Here is a 25,949-nt window from a genome sequence, read left to right on the forward strand (position 1 = left end):
AATTCCATTGTATTTAATAAAGCTTCTCCAAGATTTCATATACATATATTTGTTTTAGCCTATAAGTAATATAAAGATGCTAGATATGATAATAACTACATTTATAATTTTCTTTTTCATATATATCCTCCTACTTAAATAAGTAAAAAGTTATTTATAATATATAACAATAAAATATGAACTGGGTAGAAAGCATAAAAAGCATATTTAAAACTTTTGCCTTTTTCACCATTATATTTTTTAATAAATATTAAGGAAAGAAGAGAGGCGCATTGCAAGAAAACACCTAAATTTAAATTACCATTTATAAATATATATTTATAAATAGGTACAACATAAATTATATTCACAATAACCTGTGCTATAATTAGCTTTGTAAAATTATTTTTGAACAATTTAAATGCTAATATAGTTAAAACTCCATATATTCCATATTCAGCACGAAATACATAAGAAGATGTAACTATAGCTGATACAACTATGACTTTTAATATGCTATTTAATAGTTTATTTTCAGAAAATTCATAGTCAGTAGCATATAGTGCCATAAGTCCAATGAATAATGTAAAAAATATATTTAAATAAGTCATATGAAAGGCTAACATATAAGGTGCTTGGGAGACTAAAGCAAAAATTAAAAGTCTTATTGAATATTTTTTAATGCTATGGGTATGTATATAGCCTTCTGTAATTAAATAAGCGAATATAGGAAAAGCAATTCTTCCTATAACTCTCAAAAACAAATATTGTGGAAATAGAACAGAACCTATGTGATCTATAAGCATACAAATACAAGCAATTAGCTTTAAGTGAAAACTGTTCATAAATATCACCTCGTTAATTCTTCATTGACCATGTATAGTTATTATAGTTAATTCTCAGCAGAGCATGAGAATTTTTTAATTGATTTATTTTCTAGAATTTATTATTTTTATGATAAGTGTATATTCCCTAATAAGACAATAAATTCCTTTATATATATTGTTAATATTTTAAATATATACATAGTGTATATTAATAATAAATTAAAACTATAATTTGATGTATACATAGCTATAAGTCCAAAGAATAATGTAAAGAATATATTTAAAATAGATGATTTAAGAATGAGTATGTAACGTAGCTGAGAAATCAATTCAAAAATTAGTAGTCGCAAGTCTACCTATAATTTTAAGAAATAAACTATTTGGTAGCACTGGACCACTCATATGGTCTAATAACATAAAGATACAAGCAGGTAGCTTTATATGGAAATTATTCATAGTATCACCTCATATTGTAAAATTTCAATCATAATAACTTATACTATCTATAAGAAAATCCTTCTGAAAATATGTTAATATTAATTTATAATATAATAAATAAAGATTTATAAGAGGTGAAAATTAATGGAGAAGACAATTCTAGTTGTTGATGATGAAGAAAGTATAAGAAAATTATTAGGAGCTTATTTGTCAAAAGAAAAATATAATGTTATTTATGCAGTAAATGGCGTGGATGCCCTAAATAAATTAAAAAATGAAGAGGTTCACCTTATAATTTTAGATATAATGATGCCTATTATGGGAGGATTTGAAGCATTACAACTTATAAGGCAAAGTTATGATATTCCTATTATAATGCTCAGTGCAAAGGAGGAAGAACAAGATAAACTTTTAGCTTTTGGATTTGGAGTAGATAACTATGAAACTAAGCCTTTTAGCCCTAAGATATTGATAGCAAAGGTTAATGCATTGATCAAGAGAACTTATGGCAGTGAAGTTAAAAGTGAAGATGTGTATGACTTTGATGGTTTGTGCATAAATGAGAAATCACATATAGTAACTGTGGATAAATTAGAAATTTCTTTAACTCCTACAGAGTTTTCTTTGCTTATGTACTTTGTAAAAAATAAAAATATTGTACTAACTAGGGAACAAATTTTAGATGGAGTTTGGGGTTATGACTTTGATGGAGATTTTAGGGTAGTAGATACCAGCGTCAAAAGACTAAGAGAAAAGTTAAAGGATAAATCTAAGTTAATTCAAACAGTTAGAGGCTTTGGATATAAATTTGAGGTGAAGAATGAAGTATAATATAAGATATAAGGAAAGTATATCAACAAAGCTATTTATAATTACTACACTGATTTTTACATTATTTTTAAGCTTTAGCCTTTTAATACAAAGAATATTTTTTCAAAGTATGTATTCTAATAAGAAGAAGCAAGAAATAAGAACTAATACTGTTAAGTTTTCTCAGAAATACGATAAACTAAAGAGCTATGAAGAGTTGACAGTACTTATGAAAGAATATGAGGAGAAATACAATACATATTTAGCAATAGTAGAATATAAATATGAGTTTACTATTACATTTAATATTGAAATAGCAGGAGAAGATAATAAAAGAGGTAAATATGTAAATCAAATCCTACGCGAGTTAAACACAAATGAATTGTTAAGAAGTAAGCTTTTAAAGGAAAAGATAATTGTATTTTCAGCAGAGACTACATATAGTGAGAATAAAGATTTAGTTTGTATAAAATTAGACGATAATAAACTTATAATAGGGACTACATCGCTTCAGCCTATTGATGAAGGTATTAGTGTTATAGAGGAGTTTTATAAATATTTCTATGTAGTAGCAATATTTATAATTTTAGTGTTGTCTTTTATATATTCTATAATGATTACTAATCCTTTAAGAAGAATAAACGCAACTGCAAAGAAAATGAGTAATTTAGATTTTAGTGAAAAATGTGAAGTAGTATCCCAAGATGAAATAGGCAATTTGGCAATAACATTAAACTTCCTTTCAGAAAACTTGTATCGTGCATTATCTTCATTACAAAGAGCAAATATCCAGCTTCAAAAAGATATAGAAAAAGAAAGAAAAGTAGAAGAAGTTAGAAAAGAATTTGTAGCAGCAGTATCACACGAGCTTAAAACTCCTATAACTATAATTAAAGGTTATATAGAAGGCATTAAGGATGATGTATTTTCAGAGGAAGAAAAAAATGAATCCTTAGATATAATCTTAGAAGAAACTAATAAAATGGGCAAGCTTGTAAAGGATATGTTAGATTTATCTGCATTAGAAAGCCATGCTACAGAACTTAAATATGAAATATTTAACCTTAGTGAAATGATAGAAAAAAATATAAAAAGCTTAAACAATGAAATAAATGATAAAGATATAACCATTGATAGAAACTATATTTCTGATGTTTATATAAAAGCAGACAAATTTAGAATAGAACAGGTTATAACTAATTTTTTAACTAATGCTATAAGACATACGGAGCCTTTGGGACTTATATGGGTATCTATGAATTTTGAAGACAATAGGCTTAGAGTATCTGTTGAAAACAGTGCAAATCCTATATCTGATCAAGAGATGAGTAATATATGGAGTAAATTTTATAAAGCTGATAAGTCAAGAAGTAGAACTTTGGGAGGAAGTGGATTAGGACTTTCTATAGTTAAAAATGTATTAGAACTTCACGATATGGAATATGGTGCTAGAAATACAGAAAGAGGAGTAGAGTTTTACTTTTATACAGAAGTAGAAGATGTTAAAAACAATTAGCATATAATTTCTAAATATTTTTTAAAGATACCTATGAAAATTCTATTAAAATTAATATAGTATAATTAAACTATTGAAAAAATATTTAGAATTTTGGTATTATAGTCTTACAACATAGGGAAAATTTTAGGTATGTTAACTTTATATGAAACTATAGGTAGCGTATGCAATTATAGGATAAATATGTTTAGAATTATTTATTCATAAAGATATTACTTAGAACTATATAAGTTAAATTCAATATCTATTTTAAATTTAAATAAGGCATCTTGAAGAAAACTAGTCATTATTCTAGGATATTTATATCATACTAAATCGTAAAGATCAAAGATATTAGTTATATCTATGAAACATTACTTTTTATGTGGCAAAAAATATCCTTAGAATCTTTGACTAATTATTTTGTTTCAGATGCTTAAGTAGATGGGGGTATAAAATATGAAAGGCACAACAGTAGCTACATGGGTTAGAACATGTAGAAATTTTTATGGAGATGGTTTTATTGATGAAGCTATGATAAATGCTGGCTTTGAAAGTAATAAGATATTTTCTCCAGCAGAAGATGTTGACGAATTAAAAATTCAAAAGTTTATAAAATATATTTCAAATAATAAGGGAATAACAGAGGGAGAACTTTGGAGGAAAATAGGAAAGGACAATATATACTCTTTTTCTAAAGATTTTAAAGCATTTTTTTATCATGATAATACTTATTCATTTCTTAAGTCACTTTATGATATACATACTGTAATGACTAAGAGAATACCAGGAGCTAAGCCACCAATAGTTGATATTAAAGCTATTTCTGATAAACAAGCTATTATAACCTATTCTTCTAAAAGAAAAATGTTTGATTATTTCTTAGGAATGCTTGAAGGTAGCTTTTCCTACTTTAAAGAGGAAGCTAATTTTGATGTAATTGAAAAAACAGAAGATGGATTGAAAGTTAAAATAACTTTCCATAAAGATATTAAGTATAAAAAGACTTACTTCATAAATAAAATATTATCCTTTGGATTTGTAAAAAGCGTAGGTTTCAAGGCTGCAATAGTTACATCTATAATAACATTTTTATCTACGCTACCTATTTTAGGGTTAAGTAGTATATTTAAAGGATTAATAATTTCATTAATTAGTGGAGCAAGTGCGTTTATAGGAACTTCATTGCTTATAAGGCCACTTACTCATATTGAAAAAATACTGGATAATCTTAATAATAAGGAATTTATTGAAGAAAGTATTCTTATCACTAATGATAGATTTGAAAGATTATATGGTAAGCTTAATAATCATATAAAGAATATAAAGAGTGATTTTGTAGGATTCAAAGGTATCACTGATGAGATGGCAACTTTTGCTAAAAATATAAGCACTATTTCTGAAAATATGGACAAGACTTCAGAGGAAATATCTCAAGTTGTGAATCAGGTAGCAGACACTTCTGTTGATCAAGCACAAAATACAGAAAATGCTGCACATATATTAAATGATAATATCAATGCCTTAAAGCTTATTGTTGATAGTGAAAACAATAATAAAGAGGAACTTGAAACTACAATTAATAAGATTACTGATAGCTATAAACAAGTTGATAAAGTAAGTGAAAATATATTAGAGACACTAGAAAGTTTCAAAGAAGTTAAAGTCAAAGGAACTCAATTAGGTGATAAAGCTAAAGATATTACTAATATAGTTTATATAGTATCTCAAATTTCTGATATGACTAACCTATTAGCTCTTAATGCTTCTATTGAAGCAGCAAGAGCAGGAGAACAAGGTAAAGGATTTGCTGTAGTAGCTGATGAAGTTAGAAAACTTGCTGAGCAAACTAAGGATGCAGTAGAAGAGATAAATACAAATCTTATTCAATTTGTTGATGATATTGATGTATTAGTTAAAAATATAGAAAATAAACATGATGTACTTCAAGAAGCAACTAAAGGACTAGTCTTAATAAGAGATGTAAATAGAGGAACAACTACATCTGTTAGAACTGTATCTACTTCAATGATAAAAACAATAAATGAATTAGACACAGAAGCAGAGTCAATTGCAGATATGTACAACAACATAGAATCTCTAGCAGCTATAGCAGAACAAAACTCAGCAGCATCACAAGAGGTTAGCGCAAATGTTAATCTATATACAGAAGAAATTAAAAATCTTATAGAAAGCATAAATGAATTTAAAAAAATTGCTAAATTCTTTGAAGAAGATTTAGGAAAATATAAAATATAATGAAAAGGTCCATTATCCTTAGGATAGTGGATTTTTTTATAGGATTCCTTAATGAAAAATTAACTTATGCATGATTTTAATTCCTACAACAAAGATTCTTTTCTATGAATGAAAAATTAAGAATGAAAGATGAAGAATTATGGTTAAAACTTCACGGTTAAGACCTTTGAAGTTTTTTGAGAATAAATTTTATTTTAAGAAATTCACTAAGGGTGAATTTCATCCTAAATTTTTCATTCTTAATTATTAATCCTTAATTTTTAAGGGATTAAACTCCTTCTAAATCAAATTCAGGTATAAAGCTCTCTTTCGCAGTACCTTCTTCCTGTATAAAAGCGTTTTTATATCCTAATTCTAAGCAATGACTAATAAGTGCATTATAATGTTTAGGATTTAGAGGCTTTGTTAATTCTTCAAATTTGCTACAATTATAAACTGGAGTATACTGATTCATAAGACTTAGATAAACTTTGTGATTATAGGTTTTAAATATGTAATCTACAATTTTTTTAGAATCAAATAATAATCCAGGAAGCATTAAATGTCTTATTATAACACCATTTTTCATCATACCATCATTGTCAAAGGTAGGTTCACCTACTTGATTAAACATTTCTTCAATAACAGAGATTGCGCTATTAAAATAGTTTTTAGCATTAGAGTATTTTATGGCATATTTATCATTAAAATATTTTAAATCTGGAAGGTAGACATCAATATATCCTCTTAATTTTCTAATAGCTTCTACATTTTCATATCCGTTAGAATTATATACAATAGGTAACTTTAACCCATTATCTTTAGCTAATTTTATAGCCTCAATGATTTGAGGAATATAGTGGGTAGGAGTAACTAAGTTTATATTGTGAACTCCACTTTCCTGTTGCTCTAAAAATATTTCACTAAGCCTTCCAATAGAAATTTCTTTTCCTACTCCATTATGACTAATTTGATGATTTTGGCAAAAAACACATTTAAGATTGCAATTAGAAAAGAAAACAGTACCGGAACCATTAGACCCAGAAATGCAAGGTTCTTCCCAATAATGCTTAGAAACTTTAGAAACTTTTATATTTGAATTTGAATTACAAAATCCTAGCTTTTCAACTGTTCTATCAACAGAGCAATTTCTAGGACAAAGATTACAACTTTTTAGCATATACAAATTTTCCATAGTACTTCTCCTAGGTGAAATGATTTTAGGCATGTAAAAGAAAATAATATACTAATCCATCATTTTCAATGCCTTAATATATTAAAATTATAACCTAATATAATGGAGAATGTACAATTTAAATAAAATTTAATATATTAGGAAAAATCACCTCTGAAAACCATTATAGGAATCAGAGGTGAGAATTCATTTATTTATTTTCTACATTTTTTCATATAGAATATGAATGTTTGTACCACAAATATTAAGCTTATAATACCAAAGCCAGGATACAAATAGGTTATTAAATTTTTAAAACCTATTTGAGAAACCGGAAGAGCGATAAGAAGTATTATAATTACAGCTTTTTTATAAGGTATATTAAATTTTTGCTCAAGAGTTTTTCCTACGCTATATATATCTGATACTTCTGTTGAGAACATTTCACACCAAATAACAAGTAGAAGAAGAACCTGCATTAATGGCCCAAACTTGCTTGCTACATGAAGTAAAGGTATCTCATATTTAAATATATCAGGAATATTTACGAGTAACATAGAGTTTATTAGAAAACCTAGTAAGGTTAATAGCAATGAACCTAGTATAAGGCCCAAAATAATCATAGATTTATTTTTCATTTCCTTACTTACAGGAACAAGAACCCCACTACAGGATAACATATTGAAACCTGCATATAAAAATGAGGAGATTATCCATTGATAAGGTATTATCATATTTTTATGAACAGGTACAGTTTTCATAAATTCTAAGGACATGTTATCTCTATAATATATTAAATAAAGGGTAAATACAGCAATTATAATAGTAGAAAGTGAAGGTACAATAAAAGAATTAATAGCAATTAGGCCTTTTGTATCACGAAGTAAAGTGATAAGGGAAACTATTGCCATTAAAATAATTCCAATATATTTTGGAAGTCCAAAATATTGTTTTAATAATGCTCCTCCACCAGCTAAAATGATCGCTGCACCAGCTACTAGAAAAAAACTAGTTAAAATATCAGTAATTTTTCCTAGAAAGCCAGGACTTACTAAGTTTATAAGCTCAGTGTAGGAATTTAAATTGTAACGTAAACTTATGGATACTATCATAGAACTAACAAATATATAAAATATTGCACAAATTAATAACCCAATAAAGCTTTTATATCCATATGTAGTAAAAAACTGAGTTATTTCCTGACCAGATGCTAATCCTGCTCCAACAATAGTACCCACAAAAACTGTAGCTGTTTGAAAAACTAAAGCTAGTTGTTTCTTCAAGTATATCTCCCCCATAATCTTATATATATACTTTAAATATATAGAGGGTTGTACAATTTTATTCATAAGAAAAATACTTAAGTATGTGAAATAAAATAAATATTATAAATTATAGTATGAATTTCACAATCAAATCTATAAATAAAGCTAAAGACTTCAAAGCGAACATAATATAAAATAATGATTTTTTATGTTTAGTATAAAATTTTCTACAAACACTATTGTTGAGGTGATACAAATGTTTAATCCCAAAAGAGTGGTTTTTGAAGAAGGAGCATTAACATATGACAAAGGAAAGGAGCTTTTAGAAGTTTTTAAAGATCAAAATGTGGAAATAAAGTATTCTAAAAGCGGAAGAATATCTGGAATTACAGGTAAAAGTCCTACGGAAATGTATGGAGAAGGAAAAAATACTTTAGTTGTAGGAGTGAGAAAGACATTAAAATTTGAATCTTGTAAGCCATCCGCTCATTATCAACTTCCGTTAGTTAGTGGATGTATGGGAATGTGTGAATATTGTTATTTAAACACCCAAATGGGAAAAAGACCATATACAAAAATTTATGTAAATGTTGGAGAAATATTAGAAAAAGCAGGAAAATATATAGATGAAAGGCTACCTAATATAACAATATTTGAAGGCGCCGCTACTTCTGACCCTATACCAGTAGAACAGTATACAGGAGCGTTAAAAAAGGCTATTGAGTATTTTGGTAAAAATGAAAAGGCACTTTTTAGATTTGTTACTAAGTATACGGAGGTGGACAGTCTTTTAGATGCAAAACATAATGGAAGAACTACTATAAGATTTAGTTTAAACATAAATGAAGTAATAAGTAAATTTGAACATAGAACACCTAGTTTTGAAGAAAGAATAGAAGCAGCTAAAAAAGTAAGTGATGCAGGATATAATTTGGGGTTTATAATTGCGCCAGTGTTTTTAGAGGATAATTATCAAGGGAAATATTATGAACTTTTATATAAGATTAAAGAAAAAATTCCAAATACAAAAATAAACTTTGAAGTAATTTCTCATAGGTTTACTAAAAGAGCTAAAGAAAATATATTAAGCATATTTCCTAAAAGTATTTTACCTATGGAAGAAGAATTAAGAAAGTTTAAATTCGGTCAATTTGGTTATGGAAAATATATTTATAAGGATGATGAAATGAAAGAATATAAAGAGTTTTTTATAAAGAGTATAAATGAGCTTTTTGGAGAAGGAAATATCAATTATATAATTTAACAAATTTTATTTTGTTTTCACATCTAGAAATTTATAATAAATATTAAAGAAATTAATTTAAAGTTTTTATACTGAAGAAGAAATATTAATCAATTATTTATTATTTAAAAGTATGAAAGTGAATAGAAATTTTTTTATATTTTATTAAATTGAAAATTATGATAATTTTAGTGATATAATAATAAGTAAAAATATTCTAGCATAATATTTAAATACATAGTTTTAAACAAAGAGGGGTGTAATATATGGAACTAGAATTATCGAATTTTCTTATAGAATCAAAGAAATCTATAAAAAAACTTATAGAAATTTTATCAATGGAATATAAATATGTATCTGTATTAGGAACTGATTGTTTTGGAAAAGAATATACTTCTTTAAGAACTGGAACCTCTATAAAAAATTCTGTTTGGAATGAAAGAGGATTTGTTTTAAAAGTATATAATGGAATTAATTATTCGGAATTTTCCTTTGATTATATATTAGATGATAACGTAGAAAATCTTGCAGAACAAATTAAAGAAAAAATAAAAACTTATGTATCTTTATTTAGTGAATATGAAGTAAATCATTATCCAGTATTAGAGGAAGAAGAAATAACAAAGTCTTTTAAGGATAAAGTAGATATCTATCCTACAACTGTTAGTGATAAAGAAATATTAAATAAAATTACAAATATAAATAAAAGTGCAATGGTTCTTAGTGATAAGATTTTAGATGTAAGAGTAGCCTATAATTATCTTCATGTAAATAAAATTTTTATGTCAAATAAAAAAAATTTAGAGCAAAGTTATTTATGGAGTGAAGGTATGGTTCAATGTATAACTACTAATGAAGAGGATACTAGATTTAATTATAAAGTTTTTTCAGGATTAAAAGGTGTAGAAATTATAGATGAAATGGAAAGCTCAATTAAAGAAGTTGTAGATACAGCTTTAAAGGCATTAGAGGCTAAGCCTATAATACCAGGAATGTATGATGTAATATGTTCTCCAGAGGTGTCAGGATTAATTGCTCATGAAGCTTTTGGTCATGGTGTAGAAATGGACATGTTCCTTAAAGAAAGAGCAAAAGCCAAGGAGTATATAGGACAACACATTGCATCACCATTAGTAACAATGCGTGATGGAGCAACATCTGAAAGACATATGTCCTCTTATTTGTTTGACGATGAAGGAGTATTAGGACAAGACACAGTTATTATTGACAAAGGTGTATTAAAATGTGGAATATCTGATACTTTATCAGCGCTAAAATTAGGTGAAAAGCCTACAGGTAATGGGAAAAGACAATCCTTTGAAAGAAAAGCTTATTCAAGAATGACTAATACGTTTTTTGAAAAAGGTTATTGTAACTTAGAAGAAATGATTAAATCCATAGATTATGGTTTTTTATTAGATGTACCTATGAGTGGAATGGAAGATCCTAAAAGCTGGGGAATCCAATGCATGGTGAACTTTGCATATGAAATAAAAGATGGAAAACTTACAGGGAAAATCTTTTCTCCTATCGTTTTAACTGGATATGTACCAGACTTATTAAAGTCTATATCCATGGTTTCTGATGAGATATGTTTAGAGGGAAGTGGAGCTTGTGGTAAAGGATATAAGGAATATGTAAAGGTATCTTCTGGAGGCCCATATATTAAAGCGAGAGTGAGGTTAGGATAATGTTAGATAATATAATTTCTATATTAAAAGAGTTTGATATTAGTGGATATAAGATAATAGAAAATAAAGTAATTAGTGAAGAAATGTTTTTTATAAAAAAACAATTAGATATGAACAGAAATAAAGAAGTTCATAAATTTAATGTTGTAGTTTATGTAGACTTTGAAGAGAATGGAGAGAAATTTAAGGGAGATTCATCAATAGAAGTATATACTACAATGAGTGATGAAGAGATAAGAAAAGCTATAAATGATGCTAGTTATGCAGCAAAATTTGTGAAAAATAAGTATTATCCATTGGTAAGTGGAATTAAGGAAGACACTATAACTATACCTTCTAAGTTTAATGAAGAGGACTCTATTAAATGGATAATAAGATTAAAAGATTCTCTTTATAAAAATGATAACAAAGAAGATGGAAGTATAAATTCTTCAGAGATATTCTTAAATAAAGTTTTTACTAGAATTGTGAACTCTGAAGGAGTAGATGTAAGTTATATAAGTAATTCATCGGAAATAGAATTTATTACAAATTGGAAAGGTGAAGAAGAAGTAGAACTTTACAATATGATGAGTTTTTCTGATTATGATGAGGCTTATATAGAAAATAAAGTAGAGGAAGCATTAAAAATTTCAGAGTATAAGGCAAAAGCGAAAGAAGAGCCATCAACAGGAAGTTATAACGTAATATTAAAAGGTGATAATGTAAAAGAAATGATGACATATTATTATACACAAGCTAATGTTAAATCTGTGTATAACAAAATAGGAAAATTTAAAATTGGGGATAAAATTCAAGGAGAGAATGTAAAAGGTGATTTATTAAATATCACTTTAACTAAGGAATTAGAAAATTCTCCAGTATCTTCACCTTATGATGAAGATGGCTTTCAGTTATCAAATATAAAAATAATTGAAGATGGAAAGCTAACAAACTATTATGGGGATGTTAGAAATAGTTACTATTTAAACGTAAACCCAACAGGAACTCTTAGAAATTATATTGTTGAGGGTGGAAGCAAATCAATTGAAGAAATGAAGAGTGAATCCTGTATTATAGTAGAAGCTTTTTCAGATTTCCAAATGAATAGCTTAACAGGAGATTTTGGAGGAGAGATAAGACTTGCTTTATATGTTGAAGGAGATAAAATAAATCCTATGGCAGGAGGATCCATATCAGGAAATATAAAAAATGTACAAGGGGAAATGTATTTATCATCGGAGATTGAAGCTAATGGAAATTTCTTTGGTCCAAAAGCAATGTTATTAAAAAATATTTCAGTAGCAGGAAGATAATTAAAAATGAAGAATTGTGGATAGCGTATTGATTTCTTAACAAGTATAAGAGATGTATACTAATTTTTCATTTGTAATTTTATTATGAAAATCCACCTTTGGAGAATGAGAGTAAAATTGGTTGAAGTTCTCCAGAAGTGGATTTTAATTATTATGTGCTTATATTTATATTATTGTAGTTCTAATTCTAAAAATTGTCATGATAAATAAAGAATAAAAGTTTATTTTAAAACTACAAGTATTGCACCTATAGTCATAAGAGCTAGACCTAATATACTTGTTTTATTTATTTTTTCACCTAGTATTAAAAATGCAAGTATTGCTGCCATAACTGCACTAGTTTTATCTAAAACAGATACCTCTGCTACTTTTCCTGTCTTTATAGCAGTAAAATAGAATATCCAAGATAGGGCTCCAGCCATTCCACTAAAAACAATAAATAATAGTGCTCTCTTATCTTCTAATATTTTAGAAACCTCAGAAAATTTTCCTTGGAAGAATACTACTAAAGTTGTAAATATAGCCATAACAATAGCGCGAATAGCGGTAGCACTATTAGCATCAAGTTTAGCAAGCCCTATCTTACCAAATATGGCAACTAATGCTGCAAAAATTGCTGATAATAAAGAATAAACAATCCACATGATATCCTCTCCTTTTTATAAATATCTAGACTTATAGAGTTTAACCTAAATATTAAACATATTCAAATTAAAATTTGCATAAAGTTTACCTGTACTATATTAAATATAATGAGTTAAAAATCCTTTATATTATTTGTTAAATTTTTACAAAATTGTACTCGTTCTTAGTTTTAAATTTATAAACAAGGATTTTTATTATGGAAATCAAAATATTTTACAAATTAAGATTCTATTAAGAAAAACTATGAAATATTATAAATCTTTATATTCTTAAGGTGTTTATAATATTAAAAGAATACTATTTGTATATATTTTGCGTTATAATTTAGGTATTGTTATTAATAATATATTTTAGTGATAAAACATTATGCTTAGAAAGGAATATGATATGACAAAGAACTGGAAGGGAAAGAGATATCATAATTTAAATTATTTTTTAAGAGAAAAATTTGGCCAGAAAGTGTTTAAAATATCTTTAGATGCAGGTTTTTCTTGCCCTAATAGGGATGGTACTATAAGCAAAGGTGGATGTGTATTTTGTTCTGAGAGAGGCTCAGGCGATTTCGCAGGAGATAGGTGCTTTTCTATATCTAAGCAATTTGAAGATATAAGAATGATGATGAATAAAAAGTGGAAAGATGGAAAATATATAGCTTATTTTCAAGCTTATACCAATACTTATGCATCCATTAATATTTTGAGAGAAAAATATGAAGAAGCAATAAATCAACAAGATGTAGTAGCATTAGCTATTGCTACAAGACCTGATTGTTTAAGTGAAGAGGTTCTAGACTTAATTGAAGAGTACTCAAATAAAGTTTATACATGGGTAGAATTAGGACTTCAAACCTCAAAGGATGAAACTGCAAGGCTTATTAATAGAGGTTATGAACTTTCAGCCTTTGAAGAAGGGGTTAGAAATTTAAGAAAAAGAAATATTGATGTAGTAACACATGTAATTTTTGGATTACCTACTGAAAGTAAGATAGATATGATAAACACAATAAATTACGTAGCACATAGTGATATTCAAGGGATAAAAATACATCTTCTTCATCTTATGAAAAATACGCCTTTAGAAAAATTTTATAAAAGTGGAGATTTAAAGCTTATGGAGATGGAAGAATATGTAGATTTAATAGGTGAGACGATAACATTACTTCCTGAAAGTATGGTAATACATAGATTAACCGGTGATGCACCTAGAGATTTACTAATAGGACCTATGTGGAGTCTAAAGAAATGGGAAGTTCTAAATGCTATCGATAAAAAGTTAGAAGATGAAAATCTATATCAAGGTATGAATTTTAAGGGGGAGATTTTATGAAAGTTGATATAATAATTTCTGCTAGTGACATTAAAGAAGAAAAAATTAAAGATAAAGTTGTTGTGGTTATTGATGTTCTTAGAGCTACTTCAGTGATGGTCACAGCTTTAAATAATGGGTGTAAAGAAGTTATACCTGTATCTCATGTAGAAGAAGCTAGGGAAGTTGTTAAGGAAGATAGAGAAAAATATGTATTAGGTGGAGAACGAAATGCCCTTAAAATAGAGGGATTTGATTATTCTAATTCTCCATTAGATTATACAAGAGAAAATATTCAAGGTAAAACATTAGTTATGACTACAACTAATGGTACAAGGGCTATAAAAAATTCAAAAGGGGCAAGTAGAATCTTCATAGCTTCTATGATAAATGGAAAAGCTGTTGCAAAAAAACTAATAGAATTAAATAAAGATGTAGTATTTGTAAATGCAGGTACATATGGGGAGTTCTCCATAGATGATTTTATTACTAGTGGATATATAATAAATTTAATGAGAAAAGAAGCAGAGGTAGAACTTACAGATATAGCGGTAACTTCCAATTATATATATAACAATAATGAAGATATATTTTCCTTTGTAAAAAATGCTTCTCACTACAAAAGAATATTAGAACTAGATTTAGAAGAAGATTTGAAATATTGTCTTTCTAAGGATGTAGTTGATATAGTACCAGAATATAGAGATGGTAGAATAAATATATAAGGCATCTGAAAGAAAATTGGAGACGAATTAAGTTATACACCTCAGGGGAACCCTTGTAGAATCATACTACTGTTCTCTTGAGGTTTTTACATATTGGAAAGCTACTATGAGGAGAAGTTCTGAAAATCTTTAGTAGTAATTAGAAAAAGAATTTTTCTTAAATAATAAAATCTTACGTGATAGTGGAGGTAATTTATGATTATTAAGCCAAAGAAATTAAACGTAGGAGACAGGGTAGCAATTATTGTACCATCCTCACCAGCAATAAAGGAAGTTGTTAAAAAGGGGGGGAAATGATAAAAGCAATGAGACTTGAACCAGTTATGTATCCTAGTTGTTATATAACACAAAGAGATTTACCAATATCTAATTATTTAAAAGCGAAAGATATTAATGATGCTTTTCAGGATAGAAATATTAAAGGAATCATTTGCTTAAAAGCCGGATATGGCATACAACATATACTTAAATTACTTGACTATAAGCTGATAAAGGAAAATCCTAAGATTTTTTTAGGGTAAGTGATATTACAGCGTTGCATATAGCACCTAATAAAATATGCAGGATGGTTACTTATCACGACTCTATGGCATCTTCAAACATATATAAAAAGAAAGGTAATAAATTTAAATTTGAGCCCTATACTTTTGACAGTATCAAGAAGAATTTGTTTACAAATGAGGCACCAGGTTTGATAGAAAATCCTCTAGGAGAAATTATTGGTTCGTTGTTTTGAGGTAAAGCTGAAGGAGAACTTATAGGAGGTAATTTATCACTGCTAGCGAGGACTTTAGGTTCTGATTATGAAATTGATACAAGAGGAAAAATATTATTTATAGAAGATACTAAAGAAGATGTATCCAATATTGGTAGGATGTTAATCTCACTATCTCTTGCAGGTAAATTTGATGAGTGTAGTGGTATAATACTGGGAACATAGACAAATTGCAATTTAGAAAATAAAGGATACTACAATAGCAATTTGGCTTTAGAAGAAACTTTTAAGGAAATCTTACTTCCATATAAAAAACCAATAATTACAAATTTTAGAGCAGGTCATAACAATCCTCAAGCTACACTAGCATTTGGAACAAAAGTTATTATAGATGCGGATAAAAAAGAGATTGTATTCACTGAATCTGGAAATGCAGATTGATGGGAATCTATATTCGTAGATAGAAAGCTTAGGAGGAAATATCAGAAAATTTAAAAAACAATACAGATATTACTAACACTTAAAGAGAGTTAATAATATTTAAAGTAATATTAATTGTATTATATAGGGGGAAGGGCTATGAATAGAAAAGCAAAAGCAGATTTGATGCTGTTAATGATTACAATTTTTTGGGGGGCATCATATATTCTTACTAAAATCGGACTTGAAACTTTTGAGCCATTTAATTTAATAGCATTACGGTTTATTATTGCTTTTGGCATATCTGCTATTGTGTTTAAAAAACAGGTTTTTAAAACAGATGTAAAAACAATAAAATATGCTTTGATCTTATCAATAATTTTATTTGGTGTTTTTATTTCAATGACATTTGGTTTAAAATATACTTCAGCTTCAAATGCTGGATTTTTAATTAGCCTTTCTGTAGTTTTAATACCAGTAATTTCTTTTATATTTTTAAAGCAAAAAATTGAGAAGAAAGTTATTGGTGGGATATGTTTAGCCTTAATTGGAATTGCATTATTAACGTTAAATACTGAGCTGAGATTAAGTAGTGGAGATATTCTTTGTATATTATGCGCACTATTATTCGCAACACATATTGTTGTAACTAGTATTTTTACTCAGAAAGTTGATTCAATTGCTCTTGGAGTTTTGCAGCTTGGTTTTGTTGGTATCTTTAGCGTTGTATTTTCAATGTTAACAGAGACTGTGAAGCTTCCTAGCAATACTACATCATGGTTTGTGGTATTATCACTAAGTATTCTCTGTACGGCAGTTGGTTATATTGTACAAACAACTGCGCAGCAATACACAAGTGCAACTCATACTGGACTTATTCTATCATTGGAACCAGCTTTTTCAGCTGTATTTGCCTATGTATTTTTAGGAGAAATTCTTACTATAAAGGGATATGTAGGTGCAGTAATTTTATTATTTAGTGTTTTAATTGCTGAGCTAGATTTTAAGAATAAAAGTGAATCCCAATCTGTTTGTAAGTAATTTCTTTAGCTAATTTTTTATTATCGATGTACGGTTACTTTTCCACCTCTGGGGAAGTTAATCAATTGATAATTGAGGATTGATAATGGACAATTGTGGTGAATTCTCAGCAGAGCATGAGAATTTCTCAACTTTTCTGGTAGTAAATTGAGATATATTTAATTTTGTTATTATATATCTTCATATATAAATAAGCCCCAAAACTAATTAAGTTTATTTTGGGGCTTTGCTATGTCTTTTCCTAAGGAGTAAAACTTCATATATTACTGTATAGAGGGTAAAAAGGGATATAAATGTTATTTGCTCTTTTTCGCTCATATTATAAGTTGCCAGTACAATTAAAAGGGGGAAAAATATAAAAATTTGAATAAGTCTAAAGGTGGATAGTTTTTTCAAAAAATCACCTCTTTTACTTCCAAATATTTACTATATGTATATTATTACATTAATAGTACTAAAAGTAAATAAATTTATTATTACAAATAAGCCCATAAATGCCTTTAATACATGTCGAAATATATAATTAATGAGAAATTGAAGAAAATTTCTCGTTTAACTTTAAAATATTTATAAATAACTTTTTCAATAATTATCAGTTTCCTAAATTGTAAATTGAAATACTCAAGGGTGTAGCTATATTTAGCTATATATTAATTTTTAAGGATAAGAGTATAACTACATATAATCTAATAAAATAGAGATATCCTATATGCAATATTACATATAGGATATCTCTATTTTAGATTAGTTATATTCTTAATAGATTTTTATCTTTTATAAAGATTATAGCAATACACCTGCAATAGCAGCAGTCATGAAGGCTGCTAGAGAGCCTCCTAAAACTGCTTTTAATCCTAGCTTTGCAACATCCCCACGTTTTTCAGGTGCAACTCCACCTATAGAAGCTATTTGAACTGCTATAGAACTAAAGTTAGCAAATCCACAAAGTGCATAAGTTAATATTACTATTGTTTTTTCAGTTAATTGACCACTAGAAATTAGTGGTGAAAGATTAGCATAAGCAACAAATTCATTTAATACAACTTTCTGTCCAAGAAGATCTCCTGCTACGGCTATGTCTTTTGTCGGAATGCCCATTATATATGCAACAGGTGAAAAAAGTTTACCAAAAATCCAACTTAAGCTAAAGTAGTCAGCACCAACTAATCCACCTAGCCATCCTAAAAGAAAGTTTAACAAAGCTATTAAAGCTATAAAAGCTATTAATAATCCACCTACATTAAAAGCAATTTGAATACCATCTATAGCTCCATTGGCTGCTGCCTCAATTATATTGGTAGCAGTTTTTTCATTCTTCAATTCAATTGAGTTCTTAGTTAATGGTTCTTCCGTTTCAGGAATCATAATCTTTGCTATAACTAAGCTTGCTGGTGCAGACATAACACTGGCTGCAAGTAAATGACCAGCACTAACACCCATAGCTACATAACCAGCCATAACACTACCAGCAACGGTAGCCATACCACCAACCATAACTGAATATAACTCAGATTTAGTCATTTTGCCTATGTAAGGTTTTATAATAAGGGGTGCTTCATTTTGACTTACAAATATATTAGCTACTGCAGATAATGTTTCTGCTCCACTAGTTCCTAAAATTTTTGCAAGTCCCTTAGATATAATTGAAATAAAGAACTGCATAGCACCTAGATGATAAAGTATACTCATAAGTGCTGAAAAGAAAATTATAGTAGGCAGTACTTGTAATGCAAATATAAATCCTATTTTATTTACGTTTACTAAATCTCCAAATACAAAAGCTGTACCTTCAGTAGTAAATTGCAATAATTTATCAATTATATTACTAGCAAATTGGAAAAACTTTTGTCCTAAAGGTACTTTAAGTACTAATAGTGCAAATATTACTTGAAGAACTACTCCAATAGTAACAAGCTTCCAATCAACTTTTTTTCTATTAGTAGAAAATAAATATGCTATTAAGATAAAAATAGCTAAACCAAAAATTCCTATAATTCTATCCATAATACATTCTCCGTATATATAAATTTTTAGACTCAGAACATAGATGTACTTGTAAAGTCCATTAAATAATATAGAATAAAATTCGACAATTTTCAACAAAACATTTTATTCATTTTAAATGATAATGTTTGTCATTTAGAAATAAGTATAGAAAAGAACCGCACAAATAAAGGGCTTAAATATATTTATGGTTTGAAAATAAATAAGATAGGAATGTTTTGTAAAAAGTTATAAATTTATTTTTATTAAAATTTCCAATACTTTGAGAAAATTTATAATGTTAATAAAATTTATATTAAATGTTTTAAAAGAGTAAATATTTTTAGAAGAGAACGCAATGTATATTAAAGATAATTTTTAGGAAAGCTATTTTTAATTAATATTCAGAAGTTAAGAGGTGTTAAATGTGAAAAAAATTTTTACTCAAGAAGATTTAGAAAGAGCTTTTAATTTAGGAAAAGAACAAGGATATATAGAATCACAAAATAATAGTGGACATAATAGGCATAATGAGTTTTCTTCAGAATTTTCTAATGAAATACCAAACTATTATAATCTTAAAGATTATACATCAGCTAAAATAGATGATAGAAAATAATATTAAAAACCGTGACATTTAGTCACGGTTTTGCTATATAACTTGAAATATAAAGAATTTTAAATAGTAAGACTCTTCATTATCTGTCCATAGTATTGGATGATCCGGTGCTTGAGTTTTAAATTCTACTTGTCTAAGCATTCTACCAGCATCTTTTGCTGCTTCATATATAGCTTCTTTAAATAGTTCTGGGCTCATAAAGTGTGAGCAAGAAGCTGTTACAAGGTAACCACCCTTTCTTACTAATTTTATTCCTCTGTAATTTATTTTTTTATAACCCTTTTTAGCATTCTTTATAGTTTCTCTTGCTTTTGTAAAAGCAGGGGGATCTAATATTACAACATCGAATTCTCTTCCTTCATAGTTAAACTCTTTTAATATGTCAAAGGCATCATGACATTCAAATTTAACTATATCCTGTAAATCGTTAAGCTCTGAATTCTTTCTGCAAAAATCCACTGCATGCTGAGATATATCTATGCCTAAAACACTTTTAGCACCAGCAATTCCAGCATTTAAGGCAAAAGAGCCTGTATGAGTAAATACGTCTATAACTTCTGAGTCTTTACAAATTTTATGTACTGCTTTTCTATTTTCTTTTTGGTCTAAAAAGAATCCTGTCTTTTGACCATTTTCTATGTCCACATAATATTTAACACCATTTTCTTCAATGGTTATCATGGTATCAAAAGTTCCACTTAAAAATCCTTTAGTTTGCTCCATCCCTTCTTTTAATCTAACAGCAGCATCACTTCTCTCATAAACTCCCCTTGCATTATATTCTTCAATTAATATATCTACAATAGTTTGTTTATACTTATCAATTCCTAGTGCTAAGGATTGAATTACATAAATATCTTCAAATTTATCTATAACCATTCCAGGTATAAAATCAGCTTCTCCAAAAATGAATCTGCAAGAAGATGTATCTACAACCTTTTCTCTATATTTCCAGGCATCTTTTAATTTTCTTCTAAAAAAATCTTTGTCTATTTCCTCGTTTATATCCCTAGTCATTATTCTTATAGCTATTTGGGAGGCATCGTTTATGTATCCTTTTCCTATAAAAGTATTGTCGGAAGTATAAACTTCAACAATATCCCCATTAGTATATTCCCCATCATAGCCGTTTATCTCTGTAGCAAAGATCCATGGATGACCACTTAAGGCTCTTTTACCACGACCTTTATCCAAATAAAATTTACAATTCATCTTTTGTCCTCCTAAAAAATAAGATGTAAGTAGTATATCACAGTGTAAATTTTTATATAACCTCAATATTAGATTCACAATGCACAATTAAGTCTTTCCACCTCTGGGGAACAGTAGTGAAACCCTTTAGGGTTCCCCTGAGGTGCAGTGTAGCTTGGAACAATGTCCAAAAACTTAAACTAATACTGATGGAGATAGCTAAGAATAAGGAATGTTCAATCTTTTTAATAATTTTCATTTTGAAATGAACTGTCCCTTGATTTACTTTTCTTTTGACATCATATAGGTTTATATTTTAAACTATAAATTGTGCCTATATTGAATTTTAAGGAGAGATAAAATGAGCATACTTACGGTTAAAAATATTAGTCATGGTTTTGGTGATAGAGCTATATTTGAAAATGTTTCTTTTAGACTTTTAAAAGGAGAACATATAGGTCTTATAGGAGCAAATGGAGAAGGTAAGTCTACCTTTATGAATATAATTACAGGTAAATTAATGCCTGATGAAGGTCAAGTTATATGGTCTAATAATGTTAGAGTTGGATATATGGATCAACATGCAGCTTTGGAAAAGGGAATAAGCATAAGGGATATATTAAGAGATGCTTTTAAATATCTTTTTGATGCAGAAGCAGAAATGAACGAACTTTATGGGAAAATGGGAGACGTGTCTCCAGAAGAACTTGAAAAAATGCTGGAGAGAACAGCTGTAATCCAAGACATGTTAGATCATAATGGATTTTATGTTATAGATGGTAAGGTGGAAGAAGTATCTAAGGGATTAGGACTTTTAGATATAGGACTTGATAAAGATGTGGCTGATTTAAGTGGTGGCCAAAGGACAAAGGTTTTGCTTGCAAAGTTATTACTTGAATGTCCAGATATATTACTTCTTGATGAGCCTACTAACCATCTAGATGAGGCTCATATTGAATGGTTAAAAAGATATCTACAAAATTATGAAAATGCATTTATACTGATATCTCACGATATACCATTTTTAAACTCAGTAATTAACCTTATTTATCATGTGGAAAATAAAGAATTATCAAGATATGTTGGCGACTACGATGAATTCCAAAGAATTTATGAGGCGAAGAAAAAGCAATTAGAGCAGGCTTATGAAAGACAGCAAGCAGAAATCGCAAGGCTTGAGGATTTTGTTGCAAGAAATAAGGCAAATGTGGCTACTGCCAACATGGCTAAATCTAGACAAAAGAAGCTAGATAAAATAGAAAAAATAGAACTTGTAAAAGAGAAGCCAAAGCCAACCTTTAATTTTAAACCAGCAAGAGCAGCAGGAAAAATGATCTTTGAAACTAAGGATTTAGTTATAGGATATGATAGTGCTCTTACAAAACCATTAAATCTTTACATGGAAAGAGGGCAAAAAATAGCCCTTGTGGGTTCTAATGGACTTGGAAAAACTACTCTTTTAAAAAGTCTTATGGGAGATATTAAACCACTAAGTGGAGAGGTAGAACTTGGAGATTATCAATACATAGGATACTTCGAGCAAGAGAGCAGAGAAGGAAATACAAATACCTGTATAGAAGAATTTTGGAAAGAGTTTCCTAGTTATACCCAATATGAGGTACGTGCAGCACTTGCTAAGTGTGGATTAACCACAAAGCATATTGAGAGCATGGTAATGGTACTTTCAGGAGGGGAGGCTGCAAAGGTAAGACTTGCAAAGCTTATAAACAATGAGACGAATATACTTATCCTAGATGAGCCTACTAATCACTTAGATGTAGACGCAAAAGAAGAATTAAAAAGAGCGCTAAAAGAATATAAGGGCTCAATACTCATAGTTTGCCACGAACCAGAATTCTATAGAGATATAGTAACGGAGGTATGGAATTGTGAGGAATGGACAACAAAAATTGTATAATAACTCTATGTACGACGATTTAATGTAAATTAATATTAACAATAGTACAAAGACAGTAATAATATTAACAGGTATTATTACTGTCTTATATTTATTTGGTGAATTTAGATATTATTTCCATATATTTGGAAGTAATTAAAATTGGTATTGACTCTAACCTAAGGTTAGAATTTAGAATAATATTAAAGGGGGGATATTCTTGAAAATTAGTGAGTTCGCTAAGAGATCAGGGGTAACTGTGAAGACATTACTGCATTATGATAAAATTGGGCTATTACAACCATCTAGAAAGACAGACAAAGGTTGTAGAATTTATTGTGATGAGGATTTTACTAAACTACAGCAGATTACTACATTAAAATTTGTTGGATTATTTCTTGAAGAAATAAAACAGATTTTAAGTGAAAAGGGACAGGATATAGGAAGCATAATTGATGTTCAAACAAAAGCATTAGAAGATAAAAAGAAGCATATAGAAACAGTTATTACTGCTCTAAGCAAGGCAAAGAAAAAAATACAAAGCAATAGTTTTCTTGAAGTTCAGGAGCTCATTGATATTATCAGGATAACCAATATGGAAGTAAGAGCAAAGCAAAGATTTAATAATGCCTGTAAACAATATGTTACTAATAGCTATTATTGGAGAGCAAAAACTGCAGAGTTAATAAATGAATTAGTTGAGCCAAATATGAATGATGTGGTACTGGATTTAGGCTGTGGTACAGGGAAACAACTTATAGAATTATCTCAAAAGGTAAAACTAGCAATTGGGGTAGATATTAGTGAAGGAATGCTTAAAGAAGCTAAAGAAAATGTAGAAAATGAAGGAATAAATAATATTGAGTTTTATATAGGAACCTTTGAAGAACCTAACTTAAATGTAGATTTACAAACAAAGCATGTTACAAAAATTATATCAAATTATGCTTTACACCATTTAATTACAGAGTATAAACAAAAAGCTATAGAAAAGATGATTAATATAGGTGGAGAAGATTTACAAAGTATTGTTATAGGTGATTTAATGTTTTTTGAAAATCCTAACGATCATAGAGAAGAGTTTGCTTTAGTGGGATATGGACCAGAAGTAGATTTTCCTTCAAGTATTGAAGAACTAATGAATTGCTTTTTGAACTTTGATTTTACTATTGAAGTACATAAGGTACATCCACTTGTAGGGGTTATAGTTGCTAATCGTAATAAAAATGACAATAAGATATGAAGAGTGAGGAGTGTAATTTTATAGTAAAAACCACACAACCTATGTACTCTTTATTGGATAACAAAAATTGTATAATAATATTTAATATTGAGAGCTAGTTTTGGCTCTTTTGTTTTTATATTTAATATGTTTCATCCTAATGGTAAAATTAAGAAAAATAGTATATTTTATAAAAAGAATTTATTGAGGTATGGATAAAAAGGGGGAATAATAAGTGGACTTAATGAACAAAGAGGATTTTAATAATTTACTTAAAAGTTCTTTGTCTAACTATTATGAGGGAAGATGGGCTTATTTTAGTGAAGTAATAAATATTATAAAACAAGAGAGTAAAATTGAGAAGGTTCTAGAATTAGGACCTGCATTTCAAACAATCGTGAAGAATTGTGATATTATGGTTAAGCCAGAGATTGATGTATGGGGTAGACCTGAGAAGTATATAAATAAAGAGTTTAAACATGATGCCACAGTTGTACCTTGGCCAATAGATGATAAGGCTTATGATTTGTTTATTGCATTACAAGTTTGGGAGCATTTAGAGGGAAAACAAAAGGAGGCATTTGAGGAAGTTATGAGAACTTCAAAAGCAGCTATATTAAGTTTCCCTTATATGTGGGATTGTCCTAAAGATAATGCAAATTATCCGGAGCACCATATGATTGATGAAAAAATGATCTCGGAATGGACATTAAATGTAAAGCCCAAAAAGGTAATTAAGATTCTAAGGACAGGAGATAGAGTTTCAAAGGGTCCAAGAATAATTTATTTTTGGAAGTTTTGATAATAAACATTTAAGCTATTAAAAAAGATAATAGAATAATTAAAATAGTATATAAGAAAGTCTATAACCAAATATATGTTATAGACTTTTTCTATCTTGATTTTTAAAATATTTGCTAATCTAAGTTTATATCTTTTAAACAATAAGATTTCAATATTTGTCTAATGAATTTCAAAGTCAAGTTTAGAGCATCTTCTCTAGTATATTTATGATAATCACTTATAAGTCTTGTAAGTATACCTTCATAAAAAATAATAATCACTTCACTTATTTCATTTAAGTCTTTTTTATCTATGTAATTGTCTTCTGCTGCCTTTAATAACACAGCCTTATCTCTATCATGTATATTTTCCTTATCTAGCATATGAGATAATTCCTTAGGCAAGCTTTCCAATTCTTCAGGAAACAATTCATAATAATTATTTATAGCTTGAGTAAAAGACTGATTTATATTATTTAAGAACATAGCTTTAAATATTTGTGGATTATTGAAGGAGTGAACACAAAAACACTTCCAAATATTATAGTAAATTTTTATAGTATTATCATTTATATTTACATAGTTATATAGATCATGAACATATTTATTGTAGTATTTTACACAGACAAAGAATATAAGATGATCTAGGTTATTAAAATACCTGTAAATTATAGCAACATTATGACCAGCTAAATTAGCTACTCTCCTTGCTGTGATACTTTCAATACCTTCACTATCCATAATTTGTGAGGCAGCATCTATAAAAGAAATCATAACTTGTTTTTTTTCTAAAGCAGTTTTTGCCATTTGTATTCTCCTTAAATGTACATCCATAATTTACTATTATATCATAAATAAAGAAATATTAATATTTGAAAAAGTAATAGATAGGTGTTTAACAATTTGTAAACATGTTTATAAACCGGTCTACACAATTTGATAAACAGAA

23 protein-coding genes and 1 pseudogene are annotated in these 25,949 nt (G+C 28.2%); 16 read left to right on the forward strand and 8 right to left on the reverse strand.

Annotated elements, in window-relative coordinates; translation table 11 throughout:
• Positions 1–134: 134 nt before the first annotated feature.
• The gene (locus tag ACWPW7_RS04250; RefSeq protein ID WP_454052521.1) at positions 135–824 is read right to left on the reverse strand and encodes a TraX family protein; all 690 of its coding nucleotides are present in this window, start codon (positions 822–824) and stop codon (positions 135–137) included.
• 312 nt (positions 825–1,136) lie between these two features.
• Complete coding sequence (locus ACWPW7_RS04255; protein ID WP_454052522.1) at positions 1,137–1,262, reverse strand: hypothetical protein; 126 nt, start codon at positions 1,260–1,262, stop codon at positions 1,137–1,139.
• A gap of 126 nt (positions 1,263–1,388) precedes the next feature.
• Between ACWPW7_RS04255 and ACWPW7_RS04260 the strand changes: the two genes are divergently transcribed.
• From ACWPW7_RS04260 to ACWPW7_RS04270, 3 genes are all read left to right on the forward strand, one after another.
• The gene (locus ACWPW7_RS04260) at positions 1,389–2,075 is read left to right on the forward strand and encodes a response regulator transcription factor (protein ID WP_291564639.1); all 687 of its coding nucleotides are present in this window, start codon (positions 1,389–1,391) and stop codon (positions 2,073–2,075) included.
• Positions 2,065–3,570 (forward strand): histidine kinase dimerization/phospho-acceptor domain-containing protein, encoded by a 1,506-nt coding sequence (locus tag ACWPW7_RS04265; protein ID WP_454052523.1) that lies wholly within the window; start codon positions 2,065–2,067, stop codon positions 3,568–3,570. Before ACWPW7_RS04260 ends, ACWPW7_RS04265 begins: the two co-directional genes overlap by 11 nt.
• A 438-nt stretch (positions 3,571–4,008) precedes the next feature.
• Positions 4,009–5,808: a heme NO-binding domain-containing protein gene (locus ACWPW7_RS04270; RefSeq protein ID WP_454052524.1), complete on the forward strand. Its 1,800-nt coding sequence runs from the start codon at positions 4,009–4,011 to the stop codon at positions 5,806–5,808.
• 268 nt (positions 5,809–6,076) lie between these two features.
• Here the strand turns inward: ACWPW7_RS04270 and ACWPW7_RS04275 are convergent, their stop codons facing one another.
• Together ACWPW7_RS04275 and ACWPW7_RS04280 are read right to left on the reverse strand one after the other, a co-directional pair.
• Entirely contained in the window at positions 6,077–6,982 is a 906-nt protein-coding gene (locus tag ACWPW7_RS04275) for a radical SAM protein (protein WP_454052525.1), read from the reverse strand.
• A 194-nt stretch (positions 6,983–7,176) separates the two neighbouring features.
• Positions 7,177–8,259, reverse strand: a complete 1,083-nt coding sequence (locus ACWPW7_RS04280) for a YkvI family membrane protein (RefSeq protein ID WP_454055467.1) — start codon at positions 8,257–8,259, stop codon at positions 7,177–7,179.
• A 223-nt stretch (positions 8,260–8,482) separates the two neighbouring features.
• On the opposite strand from ACWPW7_RS04280, the gene splB reads away from it, so the two are divergent.
• From splB to ACWPW7_RS04295, 3 genes are all read left to right on the forward strand, one after another.
• Positions 8,483–9,490, forward strand: coding sequence for a spore photoproduct lyase (splB, locus tag ACWPW7_RS04285; RefSeq protein WP_454052526.1), 1,008 nt, complete (start codon positions 8,483–8,485; stop codon positions 9,488–9,490).
• A gap of 245 nt (positions 9,491–9,735) precedes the next feature.
• Positions 9,736–11,160, forward strand: a complete 1,425-nt coding sequence (locus ACWPW7_RS04290; RefSeq protein WP_454052527.1) for a TldD/PmbA family protein — start codon at positions 9,736–9,738, stop codon at positions 11,158–11,160.
• Positions 11,160–12,455, forward strand: a complete 1,296-nt coding sequence (locus tag ACWPW7_RS04295) for a metallopeptidase TldD-related protein (RefSeq protein WP_454052528.1) — start codon at positions 11,160–11,162, stop codon at positions 12,453–12,455. Before ACWPW7_RS04290 ends, ACWPW7_RS04295 begins: the two co-directional genes overlap by 1 nt.
• Positions 12,456–12,676: 221 nt before the next feature.
• On the opposite strand, the gene ACWPW7_RS04300 is transcribed toward ACWPW7_RS04295, so the two are convergent.
• Positions 12,677–13,099 (reverse strand): EamA family transporter, encoded by a 423-nt coding sequence (locus ACWPW7_RS04300; RefSeq protein ID WP_454052529.1) that lies wholly within the window; start codon positions 13,097–13,099, stop codon positions 12,677–12,679.
• Between the two features lie 388 nt (positions 13,100–13,487).
• On the opposite strand from ACWPW7_RS04300, the gene ACWPW7_RS04305 reads away from it, so the two are divergent.
• The 6 genes and pseudogenes from ACWPW7_RS04305 to ACWPW7_RS04330 all read left to right on the forward strand — a co-directional run bounded on the left by ACWPW7_RS04305 (position 13,488) and on the right by ACWPW7_RS04330 (position 17,306).
• Positions 13,488–14,426 carry a TIGR01212 family radical SAM protein gene (locus ACWPW7_RS04305; RefSeq protein WP_454055468.1) on the forward strand — a complete coding sequence of 313 codons (939 nt, stop codon included), beginning with the start codon at positions 13,488–13,490 and terminating at the stop codon, positions 14,424–14,426.
• Positions 14,423–15,130, forward strand: coding sequence for a 2-phosphosulfolactate phosphatase family protein (locus ACWPW7_RS04310; protein ID WP_454052530.1), 708 nt, complete (start codon positions 14,423–14,425; stop codon positions 15,128–15,130). Before ACWPW7_RS04305 ends, ACWPW7_RS04310 begins: the two co-directional genes overlap by 4 nt.
• A 293-nt stretch (positions 15,131–15,423) precedes the next feature.
• Complete coding sequence (locus ACWPW7_RS04315) at positions 15,424–15,651, forward strand: LD-carboxypeptidase (protein ID WP_454052531.1); 228 nt, start codon at positions 15,424–15,426, stop codon at positions 15,649–15,651.
• A gap of 65 nt (positions 15,652–15,716) precedes the next feature.
• Complete coding sequence (locus tag ACWPW7_RS04320; RefSeq protein ID WP_454052532.1) at positions 15,717–15,866, forward strand: hypothetical protein; 150 nt, start codon at positions 15,717–15,719, stop codon at positions 15,864–15,866.
• Between the two features lie 21 nt (positions 15,867–15,887).
• Positions 15,888–16,286, forward strand: a pseudogene (locus ACWPW7_RS04325) (hypothetical protein).
• A 138-nt stretch (positions 16,287–16,424) separates the two neighbouring features.
• Positions 16,425–17,306 carry a DMT family transporter gene (locus ACWPW7_RS04330; RefSeq protein WP_454052533.1) on the forward strand — a complete coding sequence of 294 codons (882 nt, stop codon included), beginning with the start codon at positions 16,425–16,427 and terminating at the stop codon, positions 17,304–17,306.
• Positions 17,307–18,089: 783 nt separating this feature from the next.
• Here ACWPW7_RS04330 and ACWPW7_RS04335 read toward each other — a convergent pair.
• Positions 18,090–19,310, reverse strand: a complete 1,221-nt coding sequence (locus tag ACWPW7_RS04335) for a NupC/NupG family nucleoside CNT transporter (protein WP_454052534.1) — start codon at positions 19,308–19,310, stop codon at positions 18,090–18,092.
• A gap of 406 nt (positions 19,311–19,716) precedes the next feature.
• Here ACWPW7_RS04335 and ACWPW7_RS04340 point away from each other — a divergent pair, with 406 nt between their 5' ends.
• A complete protein-coding gene (locus ACWPW7_RS04340; protein WP_454052535.1) occupies positions 19,717–19,908 on the forward strand; it encodes a hypothetical protein in 192 nt (63 codons plus the stop codon).
• Positions 19,909–19,941: 33 nt separating this feature from the next.
• On the opposite strand, the gene ACWPW7_RS04345 is transcribed toward ACWPW7_RS04340, so the two are convergent.
• Positions 19,942–21,120, reverse strand: coding sequence for a class I SAM-dependent rRNA methyltransferase (locus ACWPW7_RS04345; protein WP_454052536.1), 1,179 nt, complete (start codon positions 21,118–21,120; stop codon positions 19,942–19,944).
• Between the two features lie 340 nt (positions 21,121–21,460).
• Between ACWPW7_RS04345 and ACWPW7_RS04350 the strand changes: the two genes are divergently transcribed.
• The 3 genes from ACWPW7_RS04350 to ACWPW7_RS04360 all read left to right on the forward strand — a co-directional run bounded on the left by ACWPW7_RS04350 (position 21,461) and on the right by ACWPW7_RS04360 (position 25,020).
• Complete coding sequence (locus tag ACWPW7_RS04350) at positions 21,461–23,017, forward strand: ABC-F family ATP-binding cassette domain-containing protein (RefSeq protein WP_454052537.1); 1,557 nt, start codon at positions 21,461–21,463, stop codon at positions 23,015–23,017.
• 199 nt (positions 23,018–23,216) lie between these two features.
• The gene (locus ACWPW7_RS04355) at positions 23,217–24,239 is read left to right on the forward strand and encodes a MerR family transcriptional regulator (RefSeq protein WP_454052538.1); all 1,023 of its coding nucleotides are present in this window, start codon (positions 23,217–23,219) and stop codon (positions 24,237–24,239) included.
• 214 nt (positions 24,240–24,453) lie between these two features.
• On the forward strand, positions 24,454–25,020 hold the full coding sequence (locus ACWPW7_RS04360) for a hypothetical protein (protein WP_454052539.1): 567 nt from the start codon (positions 24,454–24,456) through the stop codon (positions 25,018–25,020).
• A gap of 115 nt (positions 25,021–25,135) precedes the next feature.
• Here the strand turns inward: ACWPW7_RS04360 and ACWPW7_RS04365 are convergent, their stop codons facing one another.
• Positions 25,136–25,807 carry a TetR/AcrR family transcriptional regulator gene (locus ACWPW7_RS04365; protein ID WP_454052540.1) on the reverse strand — a complete coding sequence of 224 codons (672 nt, stop codon included), beginning with the start codon at positions 25,805–25,807 and terminating at the stop codon, positions 25,136–25,138.
• Between the last annotated feature and the right edge of the window lie 142 nt (positions 25,808–25,949).

The organism is Clostridium sp. Marseille-Q7071 (genome assembly GCF_965112025.1).

Bases quoted from the DNA above. Each gene is read 5' to 3' on its own strand.
- ACWPW7_RS04250 (WP_454052521.1), bottom strand. From the start codon at position 824: ATGAACAGTTTTCACTTAAAGCTAATTGCTTGTATTTGTATGCTTATA.
- ACWPW7_RS04255 (WP_454052522.1), bottom strand. From the start codon at position 1,262: ATGAATAATTTCCATATAAAGCTACCTGCTTGTATCTTTATGTTATTA.
- ACWPW7_RS04260 (WP_291564639.1), top strand. From the start codon at position 1,389: ATGGAGAAGACAATTCTAGTTGTTGATGATGAAGAAAGTATAAGAAAA.
- ACWPW7_RS04265 (WP_454052523.1), top strand. From the start codon at position 2,065: ATGAAGTATAATATAAGATATAAGGAAAGTATATCAACAAAGCTATTT.
- ACWPW7_RS04270 (WP_454052524.1), top strand. From the start codon at position 4,009: ATGAAAGGCACAACAGTAGCTACATGGGTTAGAACATGTAGAAATTTT.
- ACWPW7_RS04275 (WP_454052525.1), bottom strand. From the start codon at position 6,982: ATGGAAAATTTGTATATGCTAAAAAGTTGTAATCTTTGTCCTAGAAAT.
- ACWPW7_RS04280 (WP_454055467.1), bottom strand. From the start codon at position 8,259: ATGGGGGAGATATACTTGAAGAAACAACTAGCTTTAGTTTTTCAAACA.
- splB (WP_454052526.1), top strand. From the start codon at position 8,483: ATGTTTAATCCCAAAAGAGTGGTTTTTGAAGAAGGAGCATTAACATAT.
- ACWPW7_RS04290 (WP_454052527.1), top strand. From the start codon at position 9,736: ATGGAACTAGAATTATCGAATTTTCTTATAGAATCAAAGAAATCTATA.
- ACWPW7_RS04295 (WP_454052528.1), top strand. From the start codon at position 11,160: ATGTTAGATAATATAATTTCTATATTAAAAGAGTTTGATATTAGTGGA.
- ACWPW7_RS04300 (WP_454052529.1), bottom strand. From the start codon at position 13,099: ATGTGGATTGTTTATTCTTTATTATCAGCAATTTTTGCAGCATTAGTT.
- ACWPW7_RS04305 (WP_454055468.1), top strand. From the start codon at position 13,488: ATGACAAAGAACTGGAAGGGAAAGAGATATCATAATTTAAATTATTTT.
- ACWPW7_RS04310 (WP_454052530.1), top strand. From the start codon at position 14,423: ATGAAAGTTGATATAATAATTTCTGCTAGTGACATTAAAGAAGAAAAA.
- ACWPW7_RS04315 (WP_454052531.1), top strand. From the start codon at position 15,424: ATGATAAAAGCAATGAGACTTGAACCAGTTATGTATCCTAGTTGTTAT.
- ACWPW7_RS04320 (WP_454052532.1), top strand. From the start codon at position 15,717: ATGGCATCTTCAAACATATATAAAAAGAAAGGTAATAAATTTAAATTT.
- ACWPW7_RS04330 (WP_454052533.1), top strand. From the start codon at position 16,425: ATGAATAGAAAAGCAAAAGCAGATTTGATGCTGTTAATGATTACAATT.
- ACWPW7_RS04335 (WP_454052534.1), bottom strand. From the start codon at position 19,310: ATGGATAGAATTATAGGAATTTTTGGTTTAGCTATTTTTATCTTAATA.
- ACWPW7_RS04345 (WP_454052536.1), bottom strand. From the start codon at position 21,120: ATGAATTGTAAATTTTATTTGGATAAAGGTCGTGGTAAAAGAGCCTTA.
- ACWPW7_RS04350 (WP_454052537.1), top strand. From the start codon at position 21,461: ATGAGCATACTTACGGTTAAAAATATTAGTCATGGTTTTGGTGATAGA.
- ACWPW7_RS04365 (WP_454052540.1), bottom strand. From the start codon at position 25,807: ATGGCAAAAACTGCTTTAGAAAAAAAACAAGTTATGATTTCTTTTATA.